The organism is Exiguobacterium sp. Leaf187, from assembly GCF_001423925.1.
GTDB lineage: Bacteria > Bacillota > Bacilli > Exiguobacteriales > Exiguobacteriaceae > Exiguobacterium_A > Exiguobacterium_A indicum.
Map to the genome: position 1 here is coordinate 310,114 of NZ_LMPR01000008.1, position 8,798 is coordinate 318,911.

Annotated in this window: 8 protein-coding genes; 1 reads left to right on the forward strand and 7 read right to left on the reverse strand. The window is 46.0% G+C overall.

Features of this window, described 5'->3' with window-relative positions:
- Positions 1 to 28: 28 nt before the first annotated feature.
- From glgA to ASF99_RS03890, 3 genes are read right to left on the reverse strand one after another with little or no spacing between them, the layout of a single operon-like run.
- The gene (gene glgA / locus ASF99_RS03880; protein ID WP_029340919.1) at positions 29 to 1,480 is read right to left on the reverse strand and encodes a glycogen synthase GlgA; all 1,452 of its coding nucleotides are present in this window, start codon (positions 1,478 to 1,480) and stop codon (positions 29 to 31) included.
- 14 nt (positions 1,481 to 1,494) lie between these two features.
- Positions 1,495 to 2,595: a glucose-1-phosphate adenylyltransferase subunit GlgD gene (gene glgD, locus ASF99_RS03885; protein WP_055967033.1), complete on the reverse strand. Its 1,101-nt coding sequence runs from the start codon at positions 2,593 to 2,595 to the stop codon at positions 1,495 to 1,497.
- A gap of 13 nt (positions 2,596 to 2,608) precedes the next feature.
- The gene (locus ASF99_RS03890) at positions 2,609 to 3,769 is read right to left on the reverse strand and encodes a glucose-1-phosphate adenylyltransferase (protein ID WP_055967036.1); all 1,161 of its coding nucleotides are present in this window, start codon (positions 3,767 to 3,769) and stop codon (positions 2,609 to 2,611) included.
- A gap of 206 nt (positions 3,770 to 3,975) precedes the next feature.
- Here ASF99_RS03890 and ASF99_RS03895 point away from each other — a divergent pair, with 206 nt between their 5' ends.
- Entirely contained in the window at positions 3,976 to 5,751 is a 1,776-nt protein-coding gene (locus tag ASF99_RS03895) for a transglycosylase domain-containing protein (RefSeq protein ID WP_023467323.1), read from the forward strand.
- A gap of 1 nt (position 5,752) precedes the next feature.
- Here ASF99_RS03895 and ASF99_RS03900 read toward each other — a convergent pair whose 3' ends face one another.
- The 4 genes from ASF99_RS03900 to queG all read right to left on the reverse strand — a co-directional run bounded on the left by ASF99_RS03900 (position 5,753) and on the right by queG (position 8,649).
- Positions 5,753 to 6,319: a DUF5366 family protein gene (locus tag ASF99_RS03900; protein WP_023467322.1), complete on the reverse strand. Its 567-nt coding sequence runs from the start codon at positions 6,317 to 6,319 to the stop codon at positions 5,753 to 5,755.
- A 238-nt stretch (positions 6,320 to 6,557) separates the two neighbouring features.
- Positions 6,558 to 7,031, reverse strand: coding sequence for a tRNA (uridine(34)/cytosine(34)/5-carboxymethylaminomethyluridine(34)-2'-O)-methyltransferase TrmL (gene trmL, locus ASF99_RS03905; RefSeq protein WP_023467320.1), 474 nt, complete (start codon positions 7,029 to 7,031; stop codon positions 6,558 to 6,560).
- A 3-nt stretch (positions 7,032 to 7,034) separates the two neighbouring features.
- The gene (locus ASF99_RS17745; RefSeq protein WP_055967038.1) at positions 7,035 to 7,514 is read right to left on the reverse strand and encodes a methylated-DNA--[protein]-cysteine S-methyltransferase; all 480 of its coding nucleotides are present in this window, start codon (positions 7,512 to 7,514) and stop codon (positions 7,035 to 7,037) included.
- On the reverse strand, positions 7,489 to 8,649 hold the full coding sequence (gene queG, locus ASF99_RS03915; protein WP_023467317.1) for a tRNA epoxyqueuosine(34) reductase QueG: 1,161 nt from the start codon (positions 8,647 to 8,649) through the stop codon (positions 7,489 to 7,491). The genes ASF99_RS17745 and queG overlap by 26 nt, the downstream gene beginning before the upstream one ends.
- Between the last annotated feature and the right edge of the window lie 149 nt (positions 8,650 to 8,798).

Sequence of the window (8,798 nt, forward strand, 5' to 3'; positions counted from 1 at the left end):
GACGTAACCCCTTTTCCCAGTGATACGATCAAGTGGCGGACGGTGCAATCAAACGATATAAAGCCAAGTATTCGTCGGCTGAACGCAACCAACTGAAGTCCTCATTCATCGCTGTCTCAATCAAATGCTCAAAGACTGGTCGATCATGATAAACCTCAATCGTACGTTTAATCGCTTCTAAAAACTCATGTGCATTATAATTCGCGAACGAGAATCCATTTCCTTCTAACGTGAACTGATTGAACGGTTTAACCGTATCACGGAGCCCACCTGTTTCCCGAACGACCGGTAAACAGCCATACTTCATCGAAATCAACTGACTGAGACCACACGGTTCAAAACGCGAAGGCATCAAGAAAGCATCACTTCCTGCATAGATCCGTTGTGCGAGACCAACGTCAAATCCGATATAAGAAGCGATTTTGTCTGGACGAATCGATGTCGCATGATGGAACAACCCTTCATATTCCGCTTCACCCGATCCGAGAATGATGAACTGCGCATCGAGTTCGAACAAGTCTGGTAAGATATGCGCGAGTAAATCGATTCCCTTTTGGTCGACAAGACGAGAAACGAAACCGAACAGTGGTACGTCCGGATTGATCGGGAGACCTAATTCCTCTTGTAAGGCAGCCTTGTTTTTTGCTTTTCCTTCCGTGACGGTATCAACGGAATACGTCTCAACGAGATGCGTATCATGAGCAGGATCAAATTGACGATAGTCGATTCCGTTCAAGATGCCACGCACGTCGACAGCGCGATGTTGCAAGACCGGCTCAAGTGTCTCACCGTAATACGGATCCATGATTTCATCACGGTACGATGGACTGACTGTCGTGATTTGATTGGAGTGGACAAGTCCTGCCTTCATGTAATTGACGAGACCGTTATGAGCGATCCCATCCGCTGTGAAATGTTCATGACTCAAACCAAGTAAGTCACCGAGCACTTCTTCCGGGAAGACTCCCTGGTACTGTAAGTTGTGGATCGTAAAGACCGTTTTAATATCTTGATAGCGCTCAAGATGCTGATAATGGATGCGTAAGAACGCTGGAATCACACCTGTTTGCCAATCGTGACAATGGATAACATCCGGTACTTCCTTTCGATCTAGATGTTGGATCATTTCAAGGACAGCACGTGAGAAATACGCAAACCGTTCCGCATCATCGTAATGTCCATAAATGACGCCATCCCGTTTGAAGTAGTACTCATTATCGATGAAATAGAACGTCACACCATCTTGTTTCAATCGGAGGACAGCACCAAATTGCTGGCGCCAGCCGACCGGTACGATGAAGTCGAATAAAAACTCCATCTCTGATTTGTATTGTTCCTTGATTTGACCGTAATTGGGTAAGACGACCGAAACGTCTGCCCCTTCCTCAGCAAGCGCTAAAGGGAGCGAGCCGACGACGTCAGCTAGCCCCCCTGTCTTGATGAAGGGTGTCGCTTCCGTGGCAGCAAACCATACCTTCATGAATGACATCTCCTTTAAACGATTGTTTGTTTTTTGATGACGATTGGTTCTTCAGCGGTACCGCGGATGACTTGACCGCGTTTGACGGTGACTTCTTTATCGAGAATCGCGTACTCAACGACCGCGCCTTCTTCAATGACTGATTTTTGCATGATGATCGAATTCTTGATGCGAGCGTGTTTACCGACTTTGACACCACGGAACAAGATGCTGTCCGTTGTCGTTCCTTCTAATTTACAGCCGTTCGCGACAAGTGAGTTCTTGATGTCAGAGCCCGGTAGATAACGTGTCGGGGGCTCATGCTTGATTTTCGTATAGACGTGCTGGAAGTCATTGATTGCTCCCCATTGTTCAAGCAACAGCATGCTCTCACGATAGTATGAACGAAGCGAGTGAATGACTTGTGATGTACCACTGTACTCATAACCGTGCACGTGTAGACGGTTCAGTTGTGAACGAATGATACTCTGAAGTAAATCGTACTCACCACGAGCAATCGCTTCATCAATTAAACGAACAAAGAGATTTTTCGATAGAACGACCGTCTCCATGTAGAACGTCTCATCCGTCGGCTGGAATCCGCGTGATCCAATCGCTGTCACGCGATTCTGTTCACCAAAACGGATCGGGCGGCAGTATTTACAAGGTAGTTCACGCTTCGTATAGACGACCGTAATATCCGCATTCGATTCTTTATGTTCACGTAATACATCGCGATAATCCACCGCGGATAAGATGTTTGAACCAGAGACGACGACATAGTTTTCCTTACTGCGAAGGAAAAAATCACGGTGAAGGTGGAAGTTCGATAGATCCCCACGGAACTCGTTCGCATCTTGTGACAATGCAGGTGGGAAGATATAGAGTCCACCGTTTGAACGGTCAAGATCCCACTCTTTACCAGATCCAAGATGGTCCATCATGCCACGATATTTCTCGAGCGTAAAAATCCCGATGTTCGCGATATCGTTTTGTACCATGTTCGTTAATGTAAAATCGATCAACCGATAACGCCCTGCAAATGGAACTGCCGCTAAGTTACGATGCTCCGTCAATTCCTTGAAAAAGCCTTCTTCCCCACTCAGATTGATGACACCTAATAAATCGACCTTCATTCGAATATCCCCCTTATTGAATCGCTTCTTTGATGACTTCGTTCTTCTTGACGATACTGTCTGCTTCGATGACGAAAACTTCTCCGTCTGGAGAACCAATCGTTGCACCATCTTCTACGATCACGCCATCTGCTAAGATCGCCCGGTGAATCGTGACGTCTCGTCCGATTTTGACGTTCGGGAAGATGACCGAGTCTTTGACGAGTGATCCTTCTGCTACATCGACACCATAGAAGAGAACCGAATGATTGATTTCTCCTTCGATGTGGCATCCTTCGTTGATGATCGATGTCTCGACTGTCGCAGCGTTTCCAATGTATTGTGGTTGCTGATTCGGGTTGACCGAATGTACTTTCCATGACGGTTCGTACAAATCGAATTCAGGCTCTGCCGTCAATAGATCCATGTTCGCTTCCCAAAGGGATTGAATCGTCCCGACGTCTTTCCAGTATCCTTTGAATTTATACGCACGGATATTGAGATTTTCAAAAAGCATGTTCGGAATGATGTTCTTACCGAAGTCAAAGCTTGATTCAGCATCGCCAGCATCTTGAATTAAATGGCGTTTTAATACATCCCAGTTAAAGACGTAGATTCCCATCGATGCAAGATTTGATTTCGGATTTTTTGGTTTTTCTTCGAATTCATTGATTCGTAAGTCATCGTCCGTATTGAGGATACCAAATCGCGGTGCCTCGTCCCATGGTACTTCACGTACGGAAATCGTGACATCAGAACCTGTCACACGGTGCTCCTCAATCATCTTTTCGTAGTCCATTTTATAAATATGGTCGCCTGATAGAACAAGAACATATTCAGGGTCAAATTGATTGATATAACTCATGTTTCGATAAATAGCATTTGCTGTGCCCTCATACCAGTTTTTGCCGTTCTGTGCTTGGTATGGTGGAAGAATCGTTAATCCGCCATTACGACGATCCAAATCCCATGGACTTCCGATGCCAAGGTATCGATTCAACTCTAATGGTTCGTATTGCGTCAACACGCCAACTGTATCGATTCCTGAGTTCGTACAGTTCGAAAGTGGGAAATCAATGATCCGGTATTTTCCTCCAAATGCAACAGCTGGTTTCGCAGTGTGTTTCGTCAAAGCTCCCAGACGTTTCCCTTCTCCGCCTGCAAGTAACATCGCAACGACATTCTTTTTAGCCATTTCGTCCCCTCCATTTATGCTCTTTTTTTTCAGATGACTCGCGTTCTAAAATCCACAGATACTTCTATATACCCAATCTTTTCTCTTTTTAATATAACATTCCTGCAAAATAGGTTTATTAAAATACAAAAATCGAAAAAAAATCTATTGATTTCTCCATAAAAGACCGATAATAGGAATGAAATGGCTTTTTGAAAGGAGTTCTCATGCGAATTACGACAGGATATCTCGTCTTACTTGGTCTTACAATGATGCTTCTGTTTTCCTTATTTTCAATTAAAGATGAGTTAAAAACAGCACGCACACTTTTTTTCTGGGCCGATGAACAGACGACACGACATCCACTGACCTCCTACCAACCAATCACCGTAACCTATGAAAACAAACGGGTCGAGCTCTATGACGGATTGCGACGGGATGACTTAACACCTCGAACATTGCCGAAAAAAGTCGAGCAAGCGTTTGTGGCAATCGAAGATCAGCGTTTCTATCAACATGACGGATATGACATCACAGGAATCTTACGCGCGTTTACGAAAAACCAGTCTGATTCTAAATCTCAAGGTGGCAGTACGATCACACAACAACTAGCAAGAATGACATATCTAACAAACGAAAAAACATATACTAGAAAAATAAAAGAGTTGTTAATTGCTGTGTCTTTGGAGCAAAAATATTCGAAAAAAGAACTGATGACAGCGTATGTCAATCAAGCCTATTTCGCGAATAATATTTATGGCATCGAACTTGCCGCAAAATCGTATTTCAATAAGCCGGCACGCGAGTTAAATTGGTCAGAAGTCAGCTTTTTGACAGCAATTCCGAATAATCCTTCTCTTTATGACCCGCTGCGCTTTCCTGAAAACACAAAAAAACGTCAGCAACGAATCGTTCAAGCGTTAATACGCGATCGTGTACTGACGAAAGATTTTGCTATTTCTCGTGTGTCGCCTCGATCCTATAAACCGAGTGTCCCTTATCCGGACTATATCGATGCCACCGTTCAAGCTGCCGTTCGGATGACCGCTCAAAAAAAGGGTTGGAGTGAGAAGCATGCTGCAGAATATCTGCATCAACAAGGGGCGGTCATCTCGACATATCTCGATTCAGCAGAACAACGACGGGCTAAAGAAGCTCTTCGCAATCTACCCAACCCGATTGAGGGTGCTTATGTTGGCATCGACGGACAAACACACGGAGTCACCGCTCTTGTCGGCTATAAATCCGAATTGACCGGTCAATTCAACCGGGCTGTACAATCCTACCGACAGCCTGGTTCAGCAATCAAACCGTTACTTGTCTACGGTCCTTATCTCGAGAAGACGAAAGCCCGCTTGTCCAGTACGCTAGACGGTAGTCCCGTCTGTATCGATGGCTACTGCCCTTCAAATAGCGGAAATCGAATACTTGGACGAGTGACGATTGCCGACGCAATTGCCTATTCCTACAACACACCAGCGATTCGCGCGTTCGCGGTCTCCTTCCGGGAAGGATTGAAGTCCATCCGTCCGTTTCAGTTCAGTCAATGGACACGGGAAGATGATGCGTTTACGAGTGCTCTAGGCGGTTTACAGTACGGGATCAGTCCATATGAACTGACAAATGCCTATACCGTATTCGTCAATGACGGGATCTATCGACCGGCTTCGATGATTAAAAGTATTACGCTTAAGAATGGAACGGTCGAACGACCACAAGAAAAGGAACAACGGATTTGGTCCAGTCAGACGAACCGGGAATTACGGGCTGGTTTGAAAAATGTCATGACGTATGGAACGGGACGCAAAGGATTTGACTCCTCTGCTCGTTATATTGGAGGAAAAACAGGAACAACGAACGACAATAAGGATATGTGGTTCGTTGGCATCAAAAATCAACATATCGGAGGGATTTGGCTAGGGGCAGATCGCCCGCGTCCTTTCCCTGTCGAAGCGAATGCAACGCTACAGGTTAAGACGTGGGCAACGATTTTACGCCCTTGAGTCAACTCGGAAATAAAATTGCTTCCCCGAAGGAATTAAATAAAGTCAAACCGACCCATGATAGACCAGCAAGTAGAACGCCCCAGGCCAAGAAGGAGAAGATGATCAATCCGACGGCTCCTGCTGCACTCGTCATCTTACTGATTTGTACTGTATAAAAGATAAAATAGATGAGGAAGGACGCAAGCAACACGATTCCGACATGTAAGAAGGACGTCATGAAGGCAAAGCTGACACAACCTCCGATAAGTAACAGAATACTACCCGGACGTAACATGCCGAGTGTCGTTCCCTCTTGTTCCTTGATGAAAAAGGCGAAACCGAGTTGATTGATCGTATCCGATAATAACTTCAATGAACTGAAGATCATGAAGTAGACGATCAAAAAGCCGAGCCAAACGACGAGCTTCGTATCGCGTGCCGTCAAGAGTTGCAGTAGTTCATCGTACACACCAACTTGATCGAGCCAATGTAATGCGAGTTCTGTCGTTGCAATTGCAAGGGATGTACTAAATAACAAGATGCTGATCAGCGGGGCATAACTTAACAGGTAAACATTCGTACGCATGTGGAGTCTCCATTCATAGAAAATTCATATGTAGCACACAATTTCACTTACAGGTATACTATAATAGATTATATCGGTTCAAGAGACTGAAGGGGGAAACAAAAATGGCATTTATCTTAATGGTCGGCGTAAGTCTTGCGTTTTTGACAGCAATCTTCACTGCAGGCTACAACAAAAAACCTGAAGGTAACGAATAATTCATAAAAGCTCCATCCTGAATCAGGATGGAGCTTTTGCTTTATAGAAGACCTGCATATCCTTGCTGACGCAATGCTTCATAGACGATGATCGCTGCCGTGTTCGAGACGTTCAGTGAACGAACGAGGTTCGATTGAGGGAGACGGATACAACGCTCCGCGTTCGCATCGATGACTTCAAGCGGCAATCCTTTTGTTTCCCGACCAAAGACAAAGAAATAATCCTGTTCGACGTCCGATAAGTCGATCTGGCTCGGGTACTGTTCTCCATATTTCGTAATATAGTAGAAAATCCCCTCCGGATGCTTCTCCCACAGTTCTTCTAACGAATCATGATAACGGACATCGACGAATTCCCAGTAATCGAGACCCGCACGTTTAAGCTGCTTATCGTCCGTCGAGAAGCCGAGCGGTCGGATCAAGTGAAGGACGGAATGCGTCGCTGCACATGTTCGTGAAATATTTCCTGTGTTTTGAGGAATCTCCGGTTGATACATAACGACATGAATAGCCATGGTTTAATTCTCTCCTATCTCATGCGCTAAAAGCGCTTCTTTATGGGCAATCCCACTTGCAAAACCCGTCAGTTTACCAGTCGCCCCGATGACACGGTGACACGGATAAATTAGCGCGATCGGATTCCGGTTCAAGGCACCGCCAACGGCTCGTGCTGCCTTTGGTTTCCCAATCATTCGAGCCAGTTCACCGTAACTGATCGTCTGACCAAACGGAACGGTTCGTAAAGCGTGCAATACTTGCTCTGCAAAAGGCGTGACACGCAAATGACAAGGAAGTGCATCAAGCGCTTGTCGATCGCCTACTGCGTAACGATCAAACGCCATGCGCCAAGCATTCGGTAATTCACCGTCGTCGGTTTCTTTTTGCAAATAGGTTCGAGCACGCTCTTCATTCAATCCAAAATCGAGATACACGATGTGCTCTTTTTCCCATGCGACGAGCAACGTACCAAACTCATAAGTGAGCTGTTGAAATGGCATCTGCTTCCCCCCACTCCTCAAGTAACCGTTGTCCTTCGGTTTGCACATCCACTGCAATATCGGCTAAAAGACGTGATTCGATGTACGACTTCTCATCGATTCCGCCAATCCGGCCGACTGCCCAGAGTGCCAGTGCCCGCATGTCTTCCCGGGCATCCGTTTCTGTCATTAACCGTAACGCTTCAATCGCGCTCTTGTCTCGGTAATGGACGAGCGCACAAATCGCATTACGCTGAATCGGCTTCTTTCCACGCCATGCGCCAGACAACGTCCCGAACCGGCTCTTGAACTCACGGTTACTCATAGATAAGAGTGGAACTAAGAGCGGTTTGACTTGCTCTGGATCCGGCTGCAGTTCAGCGTGATGTGTCGCATTTTTCTTCCGGTTATACGGACATACTTGCTGACACGTATCACAACCGTATAGACGGTTCCCAAGCGCCATTCGGAATGGTTCTGGCAGTAATGTTTTCGTCTGCGTCAAAAACGAGATGCACCGTTTAGCGTCGATGACGCCAGGTTCAACAAGCGCATCCGTCGGACAAGCGTCGATACACTTATTGCATGTCCCACACAATTCTTCGACTGGCTGATCCGGCGGTAGGACGATATCTGTAATCAGTTCACCAAGATAGAGATAGGATCCGTGCTCCTCACTGATGATCGAGCAGTTTTTCCCACTGAATCCGATACCTGCTCGTTCTGCTACTGCACGATCGACGAGTTCTCCTGTATCGACCATCGAGCGCGTCCTTGCACCTGGACTCAATTCTTGAATTTTTTCTTCAAGTAACGTTAAGCGTTGTCGCAACGCCTGGTGATAATCGAGTCCCCAGGACGATCGACAAAAGATTCCCCGTCGCTCCCCTTCCTTACCACGAGGTGCATTTTTGAGAGTACTTGGATACGCTACCGCAATGGCAATGATCGAAGCAGCATCTTCAACGAGTAGAGACGGTGTCGTTCGAAGATCGAGATCGGGCTCTTCAAAACCAGAAGCGAATCCTTTTTCTTGTTGCGCTTGCAAGCGACGTTTTAAGACAAGAAATGGATCAGCCGTCGTCACCTTCAGCTCATCGATCCCAATCTCTGCTGCGTACTCTTGTAAAGCCAGTTTCAATTGTACACCATCCATCACGACTCACTCCTTTCCTGTTAAGATTCCTTCCTAAACAAAAAGAGCAAGGTGTCAGCGAAAACGACACATTGCTCTTTTTTGGTAAGCGGGTGAAGGGAATCGAACCCTCGTCATCAGCTTGGAAGGCTGAGGTTTTACCATTAAAC